General features: G+C 70.9%; 21 protein-coding genes and 2 pseudogenes. 12 read left to right on the top strand and 11 right to left on the bottom strand.

The features are described from left to right. Positions 1-24: 24 nt before the first annotated feature. The 3 genes and pseudogenes from V5E28_RS44945 to sigJ all read left to right on the top strand — a co-directional run. A pseudogene (locus tag V5E28_RS44945) lies at positions 25-624 on the top strand (glycoside hydrolase family 6 protein); the annotation flags it as partial. A 182-nt stretch (positions 625-806) separates the two neighbouring features. After that, positions 807-1,973: an SMI1/KNR4 family protein gene (locus V5E28_RS44940; protein WP_336216328.1), complete on the top strand. Its 1,167-nt coding sequence runs from the start codon at positions 807-809 to the stop codon at positions 1,971-1,973. Between the two features lie 136 nt (positions 1,974-2,109). After that, entirely contained in the window at positions 2,110-2,991 is an 882-nt protein-coding gene (gene sigJ / locus V5E28_RS44935) for an RNA polymerase sigma factor SigJ (protein WP_336216327.1), read from the top strand. A gap of 146 nt (positions 2,992-3,137) precedes the next feature. Here sigJ and V5E28_RS44930 read toward each other — a convergent pair whose 3' ends face one another. Beyond that, entirely contained in the window at positions 3,138-3,716 is a 579-nt protein-coding gene (locus V5E28_RS44930; RefSeq protein ID WP_336216326.1) for a TetR/AcrR family transcriptional regulator, read from the bottom strand. Positions 3,717-3,797: 81 nt separating this feature from the next. Between V5E28_RS44930 and V5E28_RS44925 the strand changes: the two genes are divergently transcribed. Continuing rightward, positions 3,798-4,970 (top strand): MFS transporter, encoded by a 1,173-nt coding sequence (locus V5E28_RS44925; protein ID WP_336216325.1) that lies wholly within the window; start codon positions 3,798-3,800, stop codon positions 4,968-4,970. A 62-nt stretch (positions 4,971-5,032) separates the two neighbouring features. Here the strand turns inward: V5E28_RS44925 and V5E28_RS44920 are convergent. From V5E28_RS44920 to V5E28_RS44900, 5 genes and pseudogenes are all read right to left on the bottom strand, one after another. Continuing rightward, a pseudogene (locus V5E28_RS44920) lies at positions 5,033-6,052 on the bottom strand (IS5 family transposase). Positions 6,053-6,121: 69 nt separating this feature from the next. After that, complete coding sequence (locus tag V5E28_RS44915; protein ID WP_336216324.1) at positions 6,122-6,397, bottom strand: GNAT family protein; 276 nt, start codon at positions 6,395-6,397, stop codon at positions 6,122-6,124. 77 nt (positions 6,398-6,474) lie between these two features. Beyond that, positions 6,475-7,437, bottom strand: coding sequence for an NAD(P)-dependent alcohol dehydrogenase (locus V5E28_RS44910; protein ID WP_336216323.1), 963 nt, complete (start codon positions 7,435-7,437; stop codon positions 6,475-6,477). 138 nt (positions 7,438-7,575) lie between these two features. Continuing rightward, the gene (locus V5E28_RS44905) at positions 7,576-8,274 is read right to left on the bottom strand and encodes a TetR/AcrR family transcriptional regulator (RefSeq protein ID WP_336216322.1); all 699 of its coding nucleotides are present in this window, start codon (positions 8,272-8,274) and stop codon (positions 7,576-7,578) included. A 39-nt stretch (positions 8,275-8,313) separates the two neighbouring features. Then, positions 8,314-8,991 carry an NAD(P)-dependent oxidoreductase gene (locus tag V5E28_RS44900; RefSeq protein ID WP_336216321.1) on the bottom strand — a complete coding sequence of 226 codons (678 nt, stop codon included), beginning with the start codon at positions 8,989-8,991 and terminating at the stop codon, positions 8,314-8,316. An 87-nt stretch (positions 8,992-9,078) separates the two neighbouring features. Between V5E28_RS44900 and V5E28_RS44895 the strand changes: the two genes are divergently transcribed. The 4 genes from V5E28_RS44895 to V5E28_RS44880 all read left to right on the top strand — a co-directional run bounded on the left by V5E28_RS44895 (position 9,079) and on the right by V5E28_RS44880 (position 12,218). After that, complete coding sequence (locus V5E28_RS44895) at positions 9,079-9,789, top strand: TetR/AcrR family transcriptional regulator (RefSeq protein ID WP_336216320.1); 711 nt, start codon at positions 9,079-9,081, stop codon at positions 9,787-9,789. An 82-nt stretch (positions 9,790-9,871) separates the two neighbouring features. After that, positions 9,872-10,861 (top strand): DUF3800 domain-containing protein, encoded by a 990-nt coding sequence (locus V5E28_RS44890; RefSeq protein ID WP_336216319.1) that lies wholly within the window; start codon positions 9,872-9,874, stop codon positions 10,859-10,861. Positions 10,862-10,927: 66 nt separating this feature from the next. Next, positions 10,928-11,449 carry a DoxX family protein gene (locus V5E28_RS44885; protein WP_336216318.1) on the top strand — a complete coding sequence of 174 codons (522 nt, stop codon included), beginning with the start codon at positions 10,928-10,930 and terminating at the stop codon, positions 11,447-11,449. A gap of 10 nt (positions 11,450-11,459) precedes the next feature. Continuing rightward, entirely contained in the window at positions 11,460-12,218 is a 759-nt protein-coding gene (locus tag V5E28_RS44880) for an SDR family NAD(P)-dependent oxidoreductase (RefSeq protein ID WP_336216317.1), read from the top strand. On the opposite strand, the gene V5E28_RS44875 is transcribed toward V5E28_RS44880, so the two are convergent. After that, complete coding sequence (locus V5E28_RS44875; protein WP_336216316.1) at positions 12,202-12,672, bottom strand: MarR family winged helix-turn-helix transcriptional regulator; 471 nt, start codon at positions 12,670-12,672, stop codon at positions 12,202-12,204. The two genes, V5E28_RS44880 and V5E28_RS44875, sit on opposite strands and share 17 nt — an antisense overlap. Between V5E28_RS44875 and V5E28_RS44870 the strand changes: the two genes are divergently transcribed. Then, on the top strand, positions 12,671-13,672 hold the full coding sequence (locus tag V5E28_RS44870; RefSeq protein WP_336216315.1) for a hypothetical protein: 1,002 nt from the start codon (positions 12,671-12,673) through the stop codon (positions 13,670-13,672). The genes V5E28_RS44875 and V5E28_RS44870 overlap by 2 nt on opposite strands. Before the next feature lie 31 nt (positions 13,673-13,703). Next, on the top strand, positions 13,704-15,059 hold the full coding sequence (locus V5E28_RS44865) for a hypothetical protein (protein ID WP_336216314.1): 1,356 nt from the start codon (positions 13,704-13,706) through the stop codon (positions 15,057-15,059). Here the strand turns inward: V5E28_RS44865 and V5E28_RS44860 are convergent. Together V5E28_RS44860 and V5E28_RS44855 are read right to left on the bottom strand one after the other, a co-directional pair. Then, positions 15,004-15,624 carry a PIG-L deacetylase family protein gene (locus V5E28_RS44860; protein ID WP_336216312.1) on the bottom strand — a complete coding sequence of 207 codons (621 nt, stop codon included), beginning with the start codon at positions 15,622-15,624 and terminating at the stop codon, positions 15,004-15,006. The two genes, V5E28_RS44865 and V5E28_RS44860, sit on opposite strands and share 56 nt — an antisense overlap. A gap of 5 nt (positions 15,625-15,629) precedes the next feature. Further along, a complete protein-coding gene (locus V5E28_RS44855; RefSeq protein WP_336216311.1) occupies positions 15,630-16,220 on the bottom strand; it encodes a TetR/AcrR family transcriptional regulator in 591 nt (196 codons plus the stop codon). Between the two features lie 70 nt (positions 16,221-16,290). Here V5E28_RS44855 and V5E28_RS44850 point away from each other — a divergent pair, with 70 nt between their 5' ends. Then, the gene (locus tag V5E28_RS44850) at positions 16,291-17,310 is read left to right on the top strand and encodes an FAD-dependent oxidoreductase (RefSeq protein WP_336216310.1); all 1,020 of its coding nucleotides are present in this window, start codon (positions 16,291-16,293) and stop codon (positions 17,308-17,310) included. A 189-nt stretch (positions 17,311-17,499) separates the two neighbouring features. After that, positions 17,500-17,997 (top strand): hemerythrin domain-containing protein, encoded by a 498-nt coding sequence (locus V5E28_RS44845; RefSeq protein WP_336216308.1) that lies wholly within the window; start codon positions 17,500-17,502, stop codon positions 17,995-17,997. Between the two features lie 36 nt (positions 17,998-18,033). Here the strand turns inward: V5E28_RS44845 and V5E28_RS44840 are convergent, their stop codons facing one another. Beyond that, positions 18,034-19,218, bottom strand: coding sequence for a hypothetical protein (locus tag V5E28_RS44840; RefSeq protein WP_336216307.1), 1,185 nt, complete (start codon positions 19,216-19,218; stop codon positions 18,034-18,036). Positions 19,219-19,331: 113 nt separating this feature from the next. Next, on the bottom strand, positions 19,332-20,250 hold a 919-nt coding region (locus tag V5E28_RS44835), incomplete at its 5' end, for a dolichyl-phosphate-mannose--protein mannosyltransferase (protein ID WP_442945980.1).

Below are 20,250 nucleotides of genomic sequence, written 5' to 3'. Positions count from 1 at the left end.
GCCGCTTCCTGGTACGTCGCCGCCGCGGACTCCGCCGACAAACTCCCCGTCCTGGTGGCGTACAACATCCCCGGCCGTGACGCCTGCGGCGGGCACTCCGGCGGCGGGGCCGGGAGCGAGGCGGAGTACAGGACGTGGATCTCCGAGCTCGCCTCCGGCATCGGCGACCGCCCGGCGGTCGTCGTCATCGAGCCCGACTCCCTCGGCGACTTCGCCTGCATGGACGACGCCGGGAACGCCGGCTGGGTCGCCGCCGGCACGATGGCGACGCGGCTGCGGAACGCGGGAGTCGGCAACATCCGCGGCTTCGCGGTGAACGTCTCCAACTACTATCCGACCGGCCAGTCGGCCACCTACGCCTCCTCGGTCAACGCCTCGCTCGGCGGTGGCGCGAAGTGGGTGATCGACACCAGCCGCAACGGCAACGGCTCCAACGGCGAGTGGTGCAACCCGGCCGGCCGCAAGCTCGGCACGACCGCCCAGCTCGGCGGTGACAACGGCACCGAGATGCTGCTGTGGGTGAAGATCCCCGGCGACTCCGACGGCCCCTGCGGCATCGCCCCGAGCACGCCCGCCGGCCCGTTCAGCCCGGCGATCGCCATCCGCCTGATCGACGGCACCTGACCTGGCCTCATCCGTGATCGACCCATCAGAGACCACAAGGCCCGTCCGGCCGATCGGGCGGGCCTTGGCTCTTCGAGGGCTTTCGATCTCCGGGCAGACCAATTCCGGGTACTCTGCCGGACGTGCGGCGATTGATCACTTCTCGTGGGGTATGGCTCGCGCTTTCGGCTGCCATCGCTGCAGTGACGATCGTCGTGATCGTGCGTTCGCGCCGGCGCCCGGCCGGGCCTCCGGTTCAGCGGGGCGAGGCGGCTTCCGACGCGGCGTCACCCAAGGCCGTCCCCGTGCCGCAGTGGCCTCCGGCTCCGATCCTCGGCACCCCCACCGCTGAGGATCTCCAGCGCTACGCCACCGAGCCCCCCTTCTTCGACCGGCCCGCGTTCACCAGGTTCTTCGAACGCGGCGAGCCGAGGGAGCCGCTGGATGCGGCCACCCGCCGCCGCCTGGCCCGCTGGGGCATGGCCGGGCTCGCGCTCGTCCTGCTGGCGGGCGGCACCCAGGTCTTGGAGTCCGCTGTCTTCTCCAAGGAAACGGCAGTGGAGGAACACCACTGGGAGATGGCCTGGCATCCGTACGCGTTCCAGGACGGCCCGTGCACGCAGGACGGTGTCTCCTGCCTGGTCGGCGAGACCGAGCAGGTCACCGTTCCGGACGCCGTGCACTTCCCCGAGCCCACCGGAGACGGGGAGCCGCAGGAGCCGGTCCCGGCCGGAGAGTCGCGTCCCGACGCCGACTGCCGGCCCGGCCGGGCCGAGCCGCGGGTGCGCAAGCTCGACGCGAAGGTGACCCGGGCGGTGGACCGGCAGTGGCGGCGGATCGAGGCGTGGCTGAAGACCAACGCGCCCAGGAGCCATCGCACGCTCGGCAAGCCCGGAAGCGCCGCGACCATCGCGGTGGCGGAGGCGCAGATGGGGCTGCGGTTCCCCGACGACCTGCGGGCGTCACTGCTGCGGCACGACGGGGCCGTCATGGCGCAGGACGCCTGGGGTTTCGGTTTTCTGGGCAACGCCAACCTGAGCGTCAGGGAGATCCGTGACACGTGGCGGAAGCTGTGCGGCATCGACGGTGACGACCAGGCGCCCCCCGATCCGCGAACGGAATGGTGGGACGGGCGAATGGTGCCCTTCGGCTCCGACGGAAGCGGCAACCACCTCGTGATCGACTCGGTGAGGCGTGACGTCGGCGGCACCGATCACGAGGGCAGTATGAGCTTCACGCCCGGGGACGAGCGGATCCGCTCGTACCACGCCCTGTTGAAGGCCACCGCCGACGCCATGGAAAGCGGCGGCTCCATCGGCTACTGGAAGCCCAGAGAGGTCGGCGGTGAGCTCGACTGGGAGGTTCTCTGATCGGAGAAGTGGCGAAGTCCCAGCTCGGCGCCCGGTGACGGCTGCCCGAGGGTCGTCGACGATGCCGCATGTCACACCAGGCGGGTTCCGCGGGTCTACTCGTACAGAGCGCCCCGCGAGGAAGGAACACGACCCGGTGGACGAGCGCGAATGGCTGACAGACCGTTTCGAGGAACATCGGACGCGCCTGCGAGCCGTTGCCTACCGGATGCTCGGCTCGGTGAGCGAGGCCGACGACGCCGTGCAGGACGCCTGGCTGCGCCTCAACCGCGCCGACACCAGCGGTGTGGACAACCTCGGAGCGTGGCTGACCACGGTGGTGGCACGCGTGTGCCTGAACGTGCTGCGCTCGCGTGAACACCGGCGCGAGGACCCCTTCGACGTGCGCGTGCCCGACCCGATCATCAGCCCCGAGGACGGAGACCCGGAGCACGAGGCACTGCTGGCCGACTCGGTCGGGCTGGCGCTGCTGGTGGTGCTCGAGACGCTGACGCCGGCCGAGCGGCTCGCGTTCGTCCTGCACGACATGTTCGCCGTGCCGTTCGAAGAGATCGCCCCGATGATCGAGCGGTCGCCGGCGGCGGCGAGGCAGCTCGCGAGTCGCGCCCGCCGTCGGGTGCGGGGGCAGGCCCCCGCACCCGACCCCGATCTCTCACGCCAGCGCAGGGTCGTCGACGCGTTCTTCGCCGCCGCTCGCGACGGCGACTTCGACGCGCTCGTCGCCGTGCTCCACCCAGACGTGGTGCTGCGCTCCGACGGCGGCGTCGCGCGGGCCCGCCACACGGTCGTGATCAACGGCGCCCGGACCGTGGCCGAGCAGGCGGTCACCTTCGGGCGGCTCTCGCCGTACGCACGGCCCGTGCTGATCAACGGCGCCGCCGGAGTGGTCGTCGCCGCACACGGCCGGCCGCTGTCCGTCATGGCCTTCACCGTCACGGATGGGAAGATCGTCGCCATCGACGTGCTGTCCGACCCCGACCGCCTGCACGACCTCGACGCGACGGCCTTCTTCGACTGACCGGCCAGTACGCGGTCACGTCGCCGTGGCAGCCGCAGGCATCCGCGCCCGCGGCTAGAGCCTGTACGGAGTTCGGATCTCTAGGCCCATGCAGACTCTGGCGACTTACCCTCAAGGGCGATCTCGGTGGGGCGTCGTTCTGTGGTTCACGCGGAATCGACCCAGTCGTCCACCAGGGCGCAGAGCTGTTCCAGGGCGGCCTCCACACGCTCACGGTCGCCCGTCGTGAGGAAGTCGATCTGCAGTCCCGTGTACGCCGAGTTGGCCAGCGTGGAGACCCGCAACGCGTCGGCCTCGGGCATGCCCCGCTCGCGCAAAAGCCCCGCCACGAAGTCTGACCGGTCCGCCAGCAGTCGGGGCACGTGACCGGCCAGCTTGCCCGCCGCGGCCAGGCCTTCGATCTCGTGGATCAGGCGGGCGACCGGCAGGTTCTCCTCCCGCGTCTGCCAGTCCCAGGTCCGCCGGATGATCGTCCCGACGCTGTCGGAGCCCGACCAGCCCGGCAGCGAATGAAGCCAGGCCCGGTGCCGCTCGTCCAGGCGTTCCATGGTCGCCGAGAGCAGGGCCTCCTTGTCGGCGAAGTGATGGGTCAGCACTCGCGTGGACTTGCCCAGGTGCTGGGCCAGCGGGCGCATCGACAACGTCGAGAGGCCGTGCCCGGCCAGGTAGTCGACGATCTGGTCGAGCAACTCCGCGCGGCGTTGCGGGTCGGCGGTCTTGGCCATCGCAATTTCCTTTGACGCCATTGAGGTGACGACTGTTACCCTATCTGGGAAACACTCGTTACCTTAATCAAGGGGATACCCATGCCTGTCGCCGTACGGCAGCGGCTGCCCACGTGGCTGCTCGCCCTGGCGTTCACCACGTTCGCCTTCGCCACGGACGACTACATAATCGCTGGAGTGCTGCCCGCGATTTCAGCGGACCTCGGCGTCAGCGAGGCCGCAGGCGGGCAGTTCGTCACCGTCTTCTCGATCGCGTTCGCACTGGCGGCGCCCGTGGCCTCCGTGGTGACCGCCACCTGGCCCCGGCGCGGGCTGCTCACCGGGGCGCTGGCGCTGTTCGTCGTTGCGAACTGGGTTGCGGCGTTCACGTCCTCGTACGCGCTGCTCATGGGCCTGCGGGTGCTGGCAGCCGTGGCGGCGGCGGCCGTCGTGCCCGCCGCGTACGCCATCGCGACCACCCTGGCCCCCGAAGGGCGGCAGGGGCGCTACCTGACGCTGGTGATGGGCGGGCTGACCGGATCGCTCGCACTCGGCGTGCCCATCGGCACCTGGGTGGGCGGCGCGTTCGGCTGGCAGGCCACGTTCGGGCTCGGCGGGGCGCTGGGGCTGGTCGCGCTGGTGGCGATCAGGAGGACGCTGCCGGAGACGCCGCCCGCGCCCGCCATGCCCATCCGGGACCGGCTGGCCCCGCTGGCCGGCCCTCGGGTGCTGCTGGGGCTGCTGGGGATCGTGGCGATCGTGCTGGGCAGCATGATGGTGCTGACCTACCTGGCGCCGCTCCTGCGCGACCTGGCCGGGGTGGGGTCCGTCGAGCTCGGATGGGTGTTCGTGCTGGCCGGCCTCGCCGGGTTCGCGGGCGGCCAGTTCGGCGGGCGGGCCGCCGACCGGTGGGGATCCGACCGAGCGTTGATCATCGGGGTCGTGGGGTTCGCGGCGGCGATGGCCGTCTTCAGCGCCTGTTGGTTCCTGCGTCCGGTCCCGTTGCTGGCGCTGCTGCCGCTGCTGGTGTTCTGGGCGGCCGTGTCCTGGTGGATCCCGCCGCCTGCGCAGACCCGGCTGCTCGCCCTGGCCGGCCCGGCGGGGCCGCAGGCGCTCGCGCTCAACAGCAGCGCGGTCTACGTCGGGGTGTCGGCCGGCGGCGCGGCCGGCGGACTCGTACTCGACGGGCACGGGAGCGGCTGGCTGCCCGCCGTGTCGGCCGGCGTCGAACTGGTCGCCCTCGCGCTCTTCTGGCTGGCTGGACGCGTCAAGTGAATGCCGCTTCCTCTCTGTCAGAAGATGTCTCGAATCCCTTCTAGAGCCTATACGGAAGATCTCTAGGCCGGCCGGAGGCTTCGGATCCATAAGACGGCTCCGCGTAGGTGCAGGCCGGCAGATAACTGTCGGGGGTCTTGTCGTACCGGAAGGCCAGCCCACGCCACTCCTTCATCCGGTTGATGCAGCGTTCTGCCGTGTTGCGCTGCTTGTAGAGATCGGCATCATGCGTGACCGGCCGGCCCCCGCCAGAGGCGCGCTTCTTGCGGTTGGCCGCCTGGTCGGCCTTCTCCGGGATGACCGCCTTAATCCGGCGTCGGCGCAGGTAGGCGCGGTTGCCGCGGGAGGAGTATGCCCTGTCGGCGGCCACCGCGCCCGGCCGGGTGCGCGGACGACCGATCGGCAGGCGGATCTTGATGCGCTCCAGCACGGCGCGGAACTGCGGGCTGTCACCGGCCTGACCAGGGGTGAGAACGAAGGACAGCGGACGACATCGACGGTCGGCCGACAGATGCACCTTGCTAGTCAACCCGCCCCGCGAGCGCCCCAGGCCGGCGGCCTTCAGCCTGAACCGGTGCCGGCGTCGTAGCCGCCTCCGTTCGTTCCCCTCTTCGTCCCTGTCGTCGCAGTCGTCGCTGTCCCCGGCCCCTGCGTCGCCGGGATCGCCCTCGCGGGCGTTTGCCCCTTTGACCCAGCCCCCTTTCCCGGCCGACGGCTTCTTCCAGCGCTGCGCTCAACTCATCGTCCAAGACCATCCCGGCGGCATGATGGTGGGCGCGGGCGGTGGTGGAGTCGACGCTGACCAGGTCGAGGTCGGCCTGCCCCCGGGCTGCGGCCTCGGCGATCATCGCCTGCATCAGCTGCTCTAACACACCGTTCAGTGCCCAGGAGCGGAACCGGTCGTAGGCGGTGGACCAGGGCCCGTACTCGGTCGGCAGGTCCCGCCACGGGCTGCCGGTACGAAACCGCCACATCATCGCGTTGAACAGCCTTCGCAGATCCGGGATCGGGCCCCGTTCACCCAGCGGTAAGTGAGGCTCGATCAAGGACCATTCCTCGTCGGTGAGGTCTCCCCGTGCCATGTTCGATGGCCTATCAGGACCGCTGGCCATGCCGCAAGCGATCCCTCTGATCTCAACTCCGTACAGGCTCTAGGAGCGTGCGTCAGTGTTCGCCGTCGTGTCGGTCCAGGCGATCTCGAAGTACCTGACGCGTTCGTCTTGTCCGGCCGGCCGCATGCCCGCTGCGATCATGACGTGCTGGGACGCGATGTTGTCGTGGTCTGTGTCGCCTTTCACGCAGGTGACGCCGCGTGCCCGCGCGAACAGCAGCAGTCCGCGGAGGGCGACGTCGTCGGCCCGCAGTTCGGGGGTGGAGTCCTGCTCGGGGTCGGCGAGCGGGCTCGCGGAGATGCCGCGCGGCGACAAGGGTAGGACTCCGGCAGGCGCCGGAACTCATCGCCCGCCGGTCACCGGCTCGCCGTAGCCGGCGCGGGGGCGGCGGGCTACTGGTGCGTGCCGGACGAGACCGTGACGACGACCTTGCCCGGGGCGTGACCCGCCTCCTGGTAGGCGACGGCCTCCGGGATCTCGTCGAAGGGGTAGGTCCGGTCGATGACCGGGGTGATCTTGCCGTCCTCGATGAACTCCGTCAGCGTGAGCAGATTCTGTCTGTTCTGCTTGCAGCCGACCACGTCCGCCAGGGACATCGTCTGGGACACGAACGGTGACAGGGCGAGCGCCGCGAACGTGTGACCGACGGGTTCGAACCATCGGCCTGCCTGTCCGCCGACGACGACGTAGGCGCCTTTGGGGGTCAGCGCGCGGCGGCAGGCCGATCCCGACCGGCTGCCCGCGATGTCCAGGAGGATGTCGTAGCGCTGTCCGGTGAGCAGGAAATCCTCTTTGGTGTAGTCGATGACCTCGTCCGCGCCGATCGATCGGACCAGGTCCACATTCCGGGTGCTGCAGACGCCGGTGACCTCGGCGCCGAACGCCTTGGCGAGCTGCACGGCGAACGTGCCGACCCCTCCGGAGGCGCCGTTGACGAGGACCTTCTTTCCCGGCCGGATCCGGCCCTGGTCGCGCAGGGCGATCAGGGCGGTGTTGGCGGCCAGCGGCACGGCCGCCGCCTGCTCGAACGTCAGGTTCTTCGGCTTCGGCGCCAGCTCGGCCGCCCGGACGCAGCCGTACTCGGCGAAGCCGCCCTGCTTGGACATCGCGAACACTTCGTCGCCGGGGCCGAACCCGGTCACGTCCTTGCCGACCGCCTCGACCTGTCCCGCCAGGTCGGCGCCCAGAATGGCGAACTTCGGCCGGCGTAACCCCGGGCCGCCGGGCATCAGCCGGGCGACGTAGGGCTGGCCGCGCATGTGGTGCCAGTCGTAGGGCTGGACGGAGGTGGCGCGCACTCGGACGAGCACCTCGTCGTCGGCGGGCACGGGCCGCTCGATCTCCGTGAGCGTCAAGCGGTCGGATGATCCGTACGAACGTAGGACGAACGCCTTCATCACAGGCTCCCCTCAGTCTTACGGCGTAAGACTCTCTTACGGCGTAAGGTAGTCTTACGCCGTAAGAGAGTCAAGAGGGGGTTTATCAATGCCTGGTCAGGCGGGGTCGCGCATCCTGTCGAGACCGTCGAGGATGATGTCGAGCCCGAACTCGAACTCGGTCTGGTCGTCGCACCACCCCAGCGTGGAGTCGGGGTCGTCGTGGGCGACTTCCAGCATCATGCCGACGAGGTGGGGGAGTTGCTCCGCCATGCTCTCGAGCAGGTCCGGCGACGCGTCGCCGGCTCCCTCGCCCGGATCGAACAGTTCCTGGGTGAAACCGATGGCCCGGCTCCCCAGGGCGTGCAGCGCGTGGTGGCCCAGGTCGTAGGAGAAGCCGCCGTCCCGCATCAGCCCGAGCAGGGCGTTGAAGTAGCGCACCACCTCCGGGCTCGTGGTGACGCGGGTCTCGAAGAGGCCGGGCGCCCAGGGGTGACGAAGCAGGACCTCGCGAGCGGACAGGATCCGGTGACGCACGGCCTTCTTCCAGTCGGCGCCCTTGGAGGGCAGGTCGATCCGGTCGACGACGTCGTTGATCTCGCCGGCGATGACGTCGACGATGCCGTCCAGGACCTCTTCCTTGTTGCCCACGTGGTAGTAGAGCGACATCGCCTCGGCTCCGAGCTCCTCGGCGATGCGGCGCATCGTGAGCGACCCGACGCCGTGCTCGTCGGCGATTTTGACCGCGGCCCGGAGCACTCGCTCCCGGCTCAGCGGGATGCGGGGCTCGGTCCTGGATTCGCGCTGGGTGGCCACTTTTCCTCCGCACGACATCGTACAAGGGCCGCTTCAGGGTCAGTAGCCGACGGTGAAGCGGCGCTGGAGGTGGCGCGGGAGCTCGGCCTCGTCGATGATCGCCACGGCCAGGTCCTCGGCGGAGATGTCGCCGGCGGCGTCGAGCAGCCGGTCGCCGCCGATCCGGAAGCGGCCGGTGCGTTCTCCCGGGGGGACCAGGCCGGACGAGGGGCTGAGATAGGTCCAGTTGCGGTTGGACAGCCGGTAGAGGTGCAGCGCCTCCCTGTGTGCGAGCACGACCTTCACATACTCCGCCGGGACGCCGAGCGACTCCGGCAACCCCTCGGCGAACCCTTCCGAGTCGACCACCTGCAATCCTGGCCGCACCTCCAGGCTGCCCGCTCCGCCGACCACGATGAGCCGGGTGGCGGGGTGCTGTTCGAGGGCGGTGAGCAGGGCTCGCGCTGCGGCCGGCAGGACGTCGGCGTTCGCGATCGCGCCGGCGATGCCGTCGCCGGCGTTGATGGCGTTGACCACCACGTCGAGCCCGCCGATGGCCGCCGCTGCGCTGCCGGCGTCGAGCACGTCGGCCACGGCCCACGTCACGTCACCCGGGTCCGCCGGGACGCGCGAGGCGTCGCGGGTGAACGCGGTCACCCGGTGTCCGCGCTCTGCCGCCTCGGTGACGATGCGCCGGCCGATCGTGCCGGAGGCGCCGAAGATCCCGATGTCCATCATGCCGCCTGTCTTGATTGGCGTTCAATTCCTGAACGCCGTGTAGAAGATGTACGGCAAAGAGTAATCCAACGCTGTACGATGTCAACCGTGAACAGCGTGGCGGTGAGCAGGCGGGAGCGGCTGAGGGCGCAGACCGCGCAGGAGATCAAGAGCATCGCGCTCGCGCTCATGGCCGGCGGCGGTCCTGACGCGATCTCGCTGCGTGCCATCGCCCGCGAGATGGGGATGACCGCGGGCGCGATCTACAGCTACTACGCCACCCGCGACGACCTGATCACCACGCTCATCGAGGACGTCTACACCTCGCTCGTGGACGCGGCGGAGGCCGCGCGCGACGCCGTGCCGGACGGCGATCCGGGCGGGCGGATCCTGGCCTGGGCCCAGGCCGTGCGCGAGTGGGCGCTGGCCAATCCCGAGGGCTTCCGGCTGATCTACGGCGATCCGGTGCCCGGCTATCAGCCCCCGGAGGGCGGCCCCGCGCAGGAGGCCGAGCACCGCGCCTGTGCCGGGCTCACCGGCCTCGTCGCGGCGGCCTGGCCGCGGGCGGGGAGCCTGCAGCCGGACGGCCGGGGTTACGCCTGGTCCGATTTCGATCCCGGCCTGGCCGCCCAGACCCAGCAGGAGTTTCCCGGGCTGCCGCCGGCCGCCGTCGCCCTGGCGCTGCGTGTGTGGGGGCGCATGCACGGGCTGGTGGCCCTGGAGATCTACGGCCACCTGCGCACGCTCGCGCACGACCCCGCCGCCCTCTACCGTGACGAGCTGACCGACCTGATCAGGTCGCTCGGGCTCACGGCCTGAAAAGCGTTATCCCCGATATGGGTGTGGTTGCTAAACTCGGCCGCGAGCCGAAATTCACCAGGGGATGACAGGTAATAGCCTCGTGCCAGCGGAATTTCCCCCCACCGGTCGACTCCTCGAGATCGCCTGCGACGAGTCGGGTTCGGAGGGGGAGAAGCTCATCGGTGGCAATACCGATGTCTTCGCCCACGCCAGCGTGCGGTTGAGCGCCGAATCGGCGGCGGAGTGCATCCGCGAGACGCGCAATAGGATTCGCTCTCCCGCGACCGAATACAAAGCGAATCATCTGCTCAGGGGCAAGCATCGGGCGGTTCTGGAGTGGCTGCTCGGGCCGTCGGGGCCGATTCTGGGAAACGCCCGCGTATATCTGATCGACAAGACCTTCTACGCCGTCGTCAAGGCCGTCGACCTGCTTGCTCAGGCGACCGCCGCCGAACGGCAGGCGATGGCCCTCACCCTGCATCGCGAGGGTCCACGTACGTACGGGCCCCAACGGTGGACGGCGTTCCTGGAGGCGTTCAACGACCTGATGCGGGGCAGGACGTCCGCCGACTCGTTCTTCCAACTGGTGGAGGACTTTCCTCCCGACGGGCGGGTGGGCGAGATCATGGGGCTGCTCGGGCAGGGCAGGGAGCGCGCCGGGAGTTTCCTGGCGCAGCTCTTCGACGGCCCGGGGCTGGATCCCCTCATCCCCGCGATCGCGCAGGCCGTCGTCCACTGGGGAGCGGGCGGGAAGGCGGTCTCGATCGTGCACGACGAGACCAACACGCTGACGGAGGAGCGGATCGCGCGGCTCAAGGAGACGTTCGCCCCGTCGGCTCCCGACGGTCCGCCGCGCGGGCGGCTGTCCGGCTTTCAGCTGGTGGACTCGCGGTTCGATCCCCGGGTGCAGGTCGCCGACTTCCTTGCCGGAGTGGCGCGGAAGATAGCTTCGGACGAGCTCAACGGCCGGGGTGACGCCGAGCTCGTCGCGTTGCTGCGGCCGTTCACGGACTCGTCGTCGGTCTGGGGTGACGGCCGGAGCTGGTCCCTGCTCGGACCCGAGGTCACCGTCAGGCTCGCGGGAATGTGACCCCAGATCGCCTTGGATAGGGTTACTATCTAAATACTAGATAGTGTCGCTATCCAAAGGAGAGTCATGTTCGTCGTCATCGGCACCCTCGCGGTCGCCCTGCTGGTTTTCCGGTTGCTGGGTGTGCTCGGCGTCCGCCGGTTCGCCACCTGGCGGGTCAGTGCCGCGCACGCGCTGGCCGCCATGCTCGTGGTCACCGCCAGCGCGCACTTCGTCCCCGCCGGAGTCACCTTCATGCCCAACCACGAGGACATGGTGCGCATGGTGCCGCCGTTCGTGCCGTTCCCGAGCTTCGTGGTGTACGCGTCCGGCGTGCTGGAGCTGCTCGGCGCCGCCGGGCTGGTCCTGGCCCGGACGCGGCGGGCGGCGGGGATCAGCCTGGCCGTGCTGTTCGTGCTGCTGCTTCCCGCCAACATCTACGCCGCCGTCTCCGCCGCCCCCTTCAACGGGGAGACGGCCACGCCGCTGTGGCTGCGGATCCCGGAGCAGGTGCTGTACATCGGCATCGCGCTGTGGGCCGCTGGGAGTACGTTGGCCTCTCGCAGCGGGGTGCCGGCGTGGCAGCCCCGGTCGAAGGTCGTCAGCTGAGGAGTGCCGGATGGTCATCGTGGTGACGGGGGGCACGCGGGGGATCGGGCACGGGCTGGTCCGGGAGTTCCTGCGGCTGGGGCACCAGGTGGCCTTCTGCGGCAGCCGGGCCGAATCGGTGGCCGAGGCCGCCGGCGGGCTCGACGGCGAGCGGATCTGCGCGGTCGTGGCGGACGTGGCCGACCGCGAACAGATGCGGGGGCTGTGGGACGCGGCCGTCGCCCGGTTCGGGCGGGTGGACGTCTGGATCAACAACGCCGGGATCTCGCACGCGCGCCGGCCGGTGTGGGAGCTGCCCGCCGCCGACGCGGCACGGGTGCTGCAGGTCAACCTCCTGGGAGCGGTCAACGGCAGCGCCGTCGCCATCGAGGGGATGGCCGGGCAGGAGGGCGGCGGGCACGTGTGGAACATGGAAGGGCTCGGCAGCGACGGGCGCGTCGTGCCCGGCCTGGCGATGTACGGGGCGAGCAAGCGGGCGCTCACCTACGTGACCAGGGCCCTGGCCCGCGAGGTGCCCGCCGGGGTCTCCGTGGGCCTGCTCAGCCCGGGGATGGTCTTCACCGACCTGCTGGTCCACGACTACGGCGAAGAGGAGCTGGCCAGGGCCGGCAAGGTGTTCGCGATCCTGGCCGATCGGGTCGAGACCGTCACCCCGTGGCTGGCGAGGCAGGCGCTCGCCCGGGCGCGCAACGGCGCCCAGGTGCGCTGGCTCACCAGGCGCAAGGCGCTGGTCAGGTTCGCGGCGGCGCCGTTCAGGAAGCGGCGGTGATCAGCTTGACGAGCTGGCCCCTGAACCAGTCGTAGTCGTCCAGCGCCCCGAGCAACCGGTCGGAGGCGCGCTCGGCATGGCGGGCGTCCGCGAGGACCCGTTCGCCCGCTTCGGTGATGCGCACCAGCAGCCGCCGGCGGTCGCGCTCGTCGGTGCGGCGCTCGACGTATCCCGCCTGGCGCAGATGGTCGACGGTCCTGCTGATCGTCTGGTCCGTCACCCGGCACAGCACGGCGATCTCCCGCTGCGAGCGGGGACCGCCCGCCAGGTGGTGCAGGGCGATCAGGCCGGCGTGCGTCAGGCCGCGCGTCTCGAGGAACGCGTGGAAGCGCCCCTCCACCACCCGGGCCGCCACCGACAGCAAGCGCCCCGTCGGCCAGGAGCCGATGTCGTCGTCCATCACCACCGCCTCATTGTGACCCGGATGGCCGTAGCCCCGCATAATGTTCAGCATGCTGAACAATCGGTGGAGTGCCAACGCGACGCTCGTCTGGGGCGTGGCCGCCAGCGCCGTGCTGACCGGGCTCGTCTGGCTGGCAGGTCAGCGGCTGCAGGGCATCACGCTGCTGCCTGATCAGGGCGCCTCCTGGTACTACTGGAAGCTGCCCGAGCCCACCGTCTGGACCAGACTGTCAGCCTGGCTGGGCTACGCGGGCCACCAGCTCGCGCTCTGGGGCGTGATCTACTACGCCCAGACGAGGGTCCGCCGCTACACCTCCGGGCTGCACCGGGTGAACCTCGTGGCGCTCGCGGTGAACTTCGCGTTCATCCTCCTGCACCAGGCGCAGACCCAGGTGTTCTACGACGGGCTGGCGCAGGACGTGTCGATCTTCAGCTCGCAGGGATCGGTCGTGCTCCTGCTGATCGTGGTGCTCCTCATGGAGAACCGGCGGCGGGGCCTGTTCGCCGGCCGGCCGGCCCCCATCCCGGGCGAGGTGGTGGACTTCGCCCGGCGGTATCACGGCTATCTGTTCAGCTGGGCCGCCGTCTACACGTTCTGGTATCACCCGATGGAGACCAGCAGCGGGCACCTGATCGGGTTCTTCTACATGTTCCTGCTCCTGCTGCAGGGCAGCCTGTTCCTCACCCGCGCGCACACGAACAGGTGGTGGACGCTCACCCTGGAGCTCCTGGTGGCGGTGCACGGCACCCTCGTCGCCGTCATGAACAGCGGGCCCGGCGGAGTCTGGCCGATGTTCCTGTTCGGGTTCCTGGGCGTGTTCGTCCTCACCCAGATGCACGGCCTGGGACTGGGCGCACGGGCGCGCTGGTCGCTGGCCGCCTGCTACGTGGGGGCGGTCCTGGTGGTGTACGGGGTCCGCGGATGGGGGAGCCTGGACGAGGTCGTGCGCATCCCGGTGATCGAGTATCTCCTGGTGGGGGTCGCCGCCCTGCTGCTCTGGGCCGGCCTGCGGCTGGCCCGGCTGCGGTCGACGGCGGATTCCCGAGGGTGATCGCCGCCGTCTCCCAGTACGTTATGGGGTCGTGAATAGAAGATCACGATTATGGTGGATCACCGCCCTGGTGGTCTCGGGGGCAGGGGTCGGCTATCAGCTGTCCCTGCCGGAGTCCTTCGTCTTCGGCTACGCCTCCTACGGGTGGTGTCCGGGCCGCGAGGTGAGCGACGAGGTCTCCCAGCGGCTGTGGGCGGCGGTCGAGTGGCTGCCCGTGCTCTGGTACGCCGGTGTGCCCGCGGTGGTGCTGGCCTTCGCGGCCCACTGGTCGTCGGCGCGGCTGGGGCGGCCGCGCGCCGGGCGGGTGGTCTCGCGGGTCCTGGCGGGCGCGCTGCTGCTGCTGTACGGCCTCGACCTGGTGGCGTTCGGCGTGGACCTGGCCCTGGACCGGAGCTGCCTGGAGCAGTGGGGCGGCGTGGAAGGACTCCGGTTCTTCCTGGGCCCGGACGTCATGCCCACCGTGGCCGCGTTCTGCGTGCTGGCCGCGGTGCGGATTCCGAAGTATCGGGTGCGGCGGGTGCTGCTGTCGCGGTGGTTCCGGCGCGGGCTGGCGAGTGTGGCGGGGCTGGGGCTGCTGTCGTTCCTGCCTGCCGGTGACTTCTCGCCCGGCCCCACCGGCACCGAGGCGTGTGAGTTCCCGCAAGGGGCGGAGGTCGCCACGGGCGAGCGGGCCTTCCTCTGCGGGATGCGCCGGGACCGGATGTTCACCATGGTCGGCGACCACCTGGCCCTCGCCTACGGCCGCAGGATGTGCGCCGCCTTCCCGCACCCGGACATCCCGGCCTACCGCATCGCCGCCATCTGTCCCCCGGCAGCGGCCGTCGTGCGGCAGGAGCGGGAGGCGGAGGAGGCGGCGTATCAGGCGGATGTGGCGGCCGAGCAGAAGGCCTGTGATGAGGCACGGCACCGGCCGCGGATCAAGCCGCTGCGCGTCGTACGCGATCGGATGTACACCGACTACGGCGTGATCGAGTCCTTCGAGGCGGCGCCCGACGACGACACCGACCCCTTCCAGGACGGCCTGCTCGACAAGGCGCAGCACCATGGGCTGGTCGCCACCCTGCCCGGGCACTTCATGATGCTCAGTCACTCCGACTACGCGAACTGCCTCACGGCCGAGACCTATCGCCGCAGGCCGCCCGTCGAGGTGAAGGGGTGGGACCGCGTGGTCGAGGTCGGCTACGAGAGCCCGGCGGGGTCGATCGTGCTCATGGATCCCATGGCCGGGGAAGGGCTGCCCAACCTGGCCTTCCGTGGCAAGGGCCACTACCGCATCCGGGTGCACTACCGCGAGCCCGACTGGGAGGCGTGGACTCCGCAGCACATCCTGGTCATGGTGTTTCCCGGTCGCGGGGACCAGGTCGTGGAGCATCGCCGCCCGTCCTGATCCGGTGCGCGCGAGCTCGCGGTGTGTAGGCGGCCGCGAGCGCCCGCAGGTCGTAGCGGAGTCCCACCAGGCGCGCCGGCACCGTCAGGCGCGCCACGAGCTCGCGCGGGATCGTCGCCTCCAGCACCCGCCCGACGCCGGCCAGCTCGGCGGCGCGCCTGCCGACGTGGTGCACCTTGACGTGGTCGCGGTGGCCGTAGCCGCCGTTGGCGTCGTAGCTGAGGAGCACGTCCACCCGCTCCTCGCGCAGGATCGCGGCGAGCTTCGCGGCGGCCTCGTCCGTGTCCGCCCTGACGAACCGCACCCGGCCGGGCGGGTCCGGGTAGAGCTCCGCGCCGTGGCCGCTGTCGGCGTAGCCGAGATGCTCGACGCGGTGCGCGCCGAGCTGGGTGGCGCTGGCACGCAGCTCCTTCATGCGGTAAGTCTCGCCCTCCGCGGCGTCCATGCCGTCGCAGGCGACCACGATCACCACCCGGTGTCCCTCGGCGGCGGCGCGGGCGAGCGTGCCGCCCGTCATGAAAACCTCGTGGTCGGGGTGGGCGTGGAAGGCGAGGACCGTCGGCATGCCGCTCAGCCTAGGGACTCCTTCTCCGGATATGTCGCCTCCAGGACCCCCCGGACGAACCGGTCGAGGTCGTCCAGGCCGGCCGCGGCCAGGGTGTCCGGTCCTCCTGCCAGCAGGTGCGGGATGGCGGCGTGCATGGCCAGGGTGACGGTGGCCGCCCGCTGCGGCGTCACGGGCAGGCCGGCGGCCCGCTGCGCGGCCTCGAAACCGGCGAAGTCGGCGGCAGCGATGGGGTCGAGGACGGCGGCCAGCCACGGCCTGCGCGCGGCTTCCGCCTGCAACTCCAGGTAGGCCAGCAGGCGGGAGCGGCCTGCCCCCGCGACGTCGCCCAGCAGGGCGCGGAGCACCACCGCCAGGCCCTCGCGGTCGGTGGGTGCCCGCTCCGCCGCGGCCGCCCGGGTCCGCTGATAAAGCTCCAGGCAGCGCTCGGCCGCCGCGCCCAGCAGTGCCTCCCTGGTCGGGAAGTAGTTCTTCGCGGTGCCGGCCGGCACCTCCGCCGCCGCGTCGACGGCGCGGTGCGTCAGGCCGCGCCCGCCCGCGCTCGCCAGCACCTCGATGGCCGCGTCACGCAGCCGGTCGCGCCGTTCCGGATTCATCTGAACCTCCCCTTTTGCCAAAGCTACCACAATCGTGGTACCACAGTTGTGGTGAATCGAGGAGGATGTCATGACGAGAACCGCGGTGGTCGTGGGAGCGGGAGTCGGCGGGCTGGCGACGGCCATCGGACTGCGCCGCGCCGGCTGGACGGTGTCCGTGCTCGACCGGCGCGCCGGCCTGGGGAGGTACGGCACCGCGTTCGGGATCCACCCGACGGCCCAGGCCGCGCTCGACCGGCTGGGAGCCGGAGACGCCCTGCGCCGCCGCGCCGTGCCGTACAGGAGCGCGCGGATCCGCACCCCCGGCGGGAAGGTGATGGCGAGCCTGCCGCTGGAGCGGATCGAGCGGAAGGCGGGGCGGCCCGAGCTGCTCATTTCCCGGCCCCACCTGCTCGACGCACTGCTGGCGGCGCTCGGGGACGTGCCGCTGCTGCTCGGCGAGCAGGTCACCGACGTGCGCGCGTTGCTGGACGGCCACGACCTGGTGGTCGGCGCCGACGGCATCAACAGCGCCGTGCGGTCGGCCTGCTTCGGCGACCGCAGCCGCCCGGCCCACGTCGGGACCGTCGCCTGGATCGGCATCGCCGGGTTCGAGACCGGCGTCTACGGCGAGACCTGGGGCAAGGGGCGGTTCTTCGGGATGACCCCGGTCGAGCCCGGACACACCAACTGGTACGCCACCGTGCCGGAGGCCACCACCGCCGAGGAGCTGAGCGGCCACTTCGCGGGCTGGCACGACCCGATCCCGCGCATCCTCACCGAGACCGACCCCGACACCTGGATCCGCTACGAGATGCGGCACCTGTTCCCCGCCCTGCGGTCGTTCGTCGGCGGGAAGGTGGCGCTGGTCGGTGACGCGGCACACGCCATGACGCCCAACCTGGGGCAGGGCGCGTGCACGGCCATCCTCGACGCCGAGGCGCTCGGGCGCGCGATGGCCGCGCACGACGTGCCGTCCGGCCTGCGCGTCTACGACGCCGAGCGACGCCGCAGCGCCCAGCGGGTCGCGTTCGGCTCGCGGAGCCTGCACAGGTTCATGAGCAGCGAGCGGACCCGGCTGCGCGACTCGCTGGTCCGGCTGGTGCCCTAGCGGACGAGCTCGACGTCCGGGTGGGCGTGAACGTGACACGGTCGGTCCTCCTGGAATCCGTGGCGGGAGACTCCTGCCACGGATCGACCGTAGGAACCGGCGCCCTTCCGGGGATCGGCCGAACGTCGTCGCGCACCCCCTGCCTTCGTCGCTCCCACGACGGTGCACGGGTGGAACGATGGGACGACCATGGAAACCATCGACGGACGCCACACCGCGTACGGCCACCAACTGACCGAAGTCCACATCTGGCTCCGCGAGGAGCTCGCCCGGCTGCGCGAAGACGTCGACTCCTACCTCGACGGCGCCGGCGAGCGGCCGCGCGAGCTGCGAGCCCACTGCCTGACGTTCTGCTCCGCGGTCCGCAGGCACCACTCCGGCGAGGACGGCACCGCCTTCCCCGCACTGGCCGAACGCCTCCCGGAGCTGCGGCCCGTGCTCGACGAGCTGGAGCGCGACCACCAGATGGTGGCCGACATCATGACCCGGCTCGAAGAGCTCCTCAGCGGTCTGTCGCCGCAGGTGGACGCGCGCGCCGTGCGCGCCGAGCTGGACGGCCTGGCCGCCCTGCTCGAGTCGCACTTCGTCTACGAGGAGAAGCGGCTCGTCACGGCGCTCAACGAGCTGGACGCGCCGGCCTGGGGAGACACCGCACCCGGCTTCCTGCGCACCGGCGAGGCTCCTTGAGGACCTTCGCCGCCGACGGAGTCCGGGTAGCCGGGGTCAGGTGGAGTTGACGTACTTTCTGGGCCGGAGCGCGTGCGCCCGCAGCGCGGCCAGGGCGGCGAACTGCCCGGCGCGCGTCAGGCGGATCGCCAGCTCGTCGCCGAAGGCGAGCTCCAGCGCGGTGAGCTGGCCGACCAGCGACGTGATCGGGGTGGACACGTCATCCAGGCCCGTCGCCGGATGCCAGCCCTCCCCGCCGACCACCTCCGCGACGCGCTCGCGCAGCTGGGCGGGTGAGATCAGGACGCCGTCGGCGAGCAGCATGAGCGCGGCCTCGCGTGCCGACACCTCGAACTCGTGCTCGCCCCTGGCCAGCAGCAGCCTGGTGACCGCCTCCCACATGGCGTCGGGCGAGTCGAGCAGGGCCTTGCCGCGGTCGGTGATGGCCAGGCGGGCGCCGTCCCGGCTGAGCGCGCCGAGCTCCCGCTCGGCCAGCTCGCGCAGTCTGAGCGCCTCCGGCGACGGGGCGAGTCGCAGGGGCAGGTTGCCTTCGGCGGCGGCCAGGGAGAGCAGCCTGTGGAGGGCGGGCAGCGGCTGCGAGGTGACGGGCGCGTACAGCCGCACCTCGAAAGGCTGGGCGAGCTCGCGCCTGGCCGGGCCGCGGCCGAGCACCCAGCGGTTGAGCCGCTCGCCGTGCACGCGGTGCAGCCAGCTGTCGCCGCCGAGGTCGGTGCGGGGCTCGGTGAGCCAGCGCCGGGTCAGCGCGACGCGGTCGACGCTCTCGCCGGCGACGATCGCCAGCTCCAGCGCCGCGGAGCAGGCGACGTGGGCGCCGAGCTCCTCGGGGCCCATGATCATGCTCCACTGCAGCTCGGGCACGTCAGGGGGGAGCACGCCCGTGGCTTGCAGCGCCTCCTGGTAGGCGCCGGTGCCTGCCTCCTCGCCCTCACGGGCGTAGGTGCGCAGGATCTGCGTCGTGGTCTGCGACGAGCAGAGAGCGGCGTAGCGTTGGAGGCCGCCGATCTCCAGCAGGCGTCCGAGCGAGCGGGCGAGCCGCTCGTGGTCACCGCCCACCTTGAGCGGCAGCGTGTACCAGAGGAACTCGCAGACATCGAGCTGGGTCACCGTTTCCAGCGGCTCGCCGCCGGTCAGCCATTCGACGGCGGTTCTGGCGTCGTCGGCGAGGTCCGGCTGGGACCGCTCCAACTCGGCGAGAAGCGCGGTGACGTCTGGTGCACTCATGCCTCGAAGTTTGCCGTATGGACCCCAGGCCTGACGATGACCGAATCCGGTGCGTATTGGGTCTTGCACAGTGACTACCCTACGAAACCACTATTTGGCGGACTGTGACCGGGTCAGATCCAGCGTTTGTCGAACAGCATCCTGGCCTTCCACTCGGCGTAGGGGATCAGTTCGGCCGACAGTACAGGATGCAGCCACCAGAAGTTGATCAGGGCCAGCAACGCGTAGGCGCCGACCACGGCGGCGCCGATGGTTCGCCGCAGAGGAAGCCGGCCGTCGTCGGTCTTGCCCGCGGGGCCGATCAGCCATCCGGCGCACAGCGTGATGGCCAGCACCATGAACGGCACCATGGGGATCGCGTAGAACAGGAACATGGTGCGGTTCTGGGCGAAGGCGAAGTAGAACCAGGGCAGCCAGCCCATCGCGTAGGCGAGCAGCACCGCGCCGGCCCGCCAGTCGCGGCTGGAGACGTACCAGGCGATCAGGGCCACCAGAGCGGCCAGCGCGCCGAACCAGATCACCGGCGTGCCGACTCCCAGCACCGCCTCGGAGCAGTCCTTGGCTCCGCCGCAGACGTTCTGCCGCCCCTGGTAGTGGAAGGCGACGGGGCGCAGCAGCAGCGGCCAGGACCACGGCTCGGACATGTAGGGGTGCGAGGTCTCCAGGCCGTTGTGGAAGGTGAAGACCTGCCACTGGTACTGCACCCACGAGCGCGCGGAGTCGATCACGAAGTAGAAGGGGCCCGAGGAGGTGGCCTGGTCCCAGTTGCGGCCGTAGCCGGTCGCGGTGGCGAACCAGCCGGTCCAGGTGGCCATGTAGGCGACGAACGGCACGGCGGCGAAGGAGACGAGCCCGTTGGGCACGTCCTTGGACAGCGCCCCCAGGTAGGGGTGGCGCAGCCCGACGGCCCTGCGCGCGCCGAAGTCCCACAGCAGCGACATGGCGGCGAAGGCGACCGCGAACGCCAGCCCGGACCACTTGACGCCCATCGCCGCGCCGAGGCAGAGGCCGGCGGCGATCCGCCAGGGCCGT

The sequence above is a fragment of the Nonomuraea sp. LPB2021202275-12-8 genome (assembly GCF_037044575.1).
Taxonomy (GTDB): Bacteria; Actinomycetota; Actinomycetes; order Streptosporangiales; family Streptosporangiaceae; genus Nonomuraea.
This window is presented reverse-complemented; position numbering and strand designations above follow the sequence as displayed.